This is a genomic window from Mesorhizobium sp. M1A.F.Ca.IN.020.06.1.1 (genome assembly GCF_004023265.1).
Lineage (GTDB): Bacteria > Pseudomonadota > Alphaproteobacteria > Rhizobiales > Rhizobiaceae > Mesorhizobium.
The window spans coordinates 1-768 of record NZ_RZSR01001555.1; the positions used below are offsets into that span (position 1 = coordinate 1).

Below are 768 nucleotides of genomic sequence, written 5' to 3' on the forward strand. Positions count from 1 at the left end.
CACCTGACCCGTGCCGGCGATGGTGCACTCCGTATCCGGCATCGCCTCGCCAATGAAGGCCACGCCGAGCAAGGGTATGTCACGGCGGCGCAGCGCCTCGATCGAAAGCAGCGTGTGGTTGATCGTGCCGAGCGCGGTGCGTGCGCACAGCACCACCGGCGCCTGCCAGTGGGCGAAGACGTCGACGAACAGCGTCTTGCGGGTGAGCGGCACCATCAGGCCGCCGGCGCCCTCCACGATCAAGGGACGTTCGGCTTCGGGCAGGGCGAGGCGGTCGGGGTCGATGGTCACGCCCTCGAGCTCGGCGGCACGATGCGGCGACAATGGCCGCGTCAGGCGCCAGGCTTCAGGCAGGATCCGCTCGGGCGGCAATTCACCGAGGCGGGCGACCGCTTGGCTGTCGGTTTCGCCGTCAAGGCCCGACTGCACCGGTTTCCAGTAGGTACCGCCCAGCAGGCCGGCGAGGCCGGCCGCGACAACCGTCTTGCCGATGCCGGTATCGGTGCCGGTGATGATGAAGGTTCTGCTCATATGTTGATGCGCTTCAGTTCCGCCAACGTTTCGATCATATCGGCGATATCGGCCGTTTCGACATTGAGCGTCAGCGAGACCCGCAGCCGGGCGGTGCCCTCGGGTACGGTCGGCGGGCGGATGCCGCGCACGTCGAAGCCGCGTCCCTGCAGCGCCGTGGCCAGCGCCATGGCACGGCGATTGTCGCCGACGAAGACCGGCAGGATCTGCGAGCCGCTCGGCTTGATGCCGCAGCGC

1 protein-coding gene and 1 pseudogene are annotated in these 768 nt (G+C 68.4%); both read right to left on the minus strand.

The genetic code is table 11. The features are described 5' to 3' along the window. On the minus strand, positions 1 to 531 hold a 531-nt coding region (gene bioD, locus EOA60_RS35490), incomplete at its 3' end, for a dethiobiotin synthase (RefSeq protein WP_128312756.1). Further along, positions 528 to 768: pseudogene (locus tag EOA60_RS35495) on the minus strand (8-amino-7-oxononanoate synthase); the annotation flags it as partial. The gene bioD and the pseudogene EOA60_RS35495, both read right to left, overlap by 4 nt.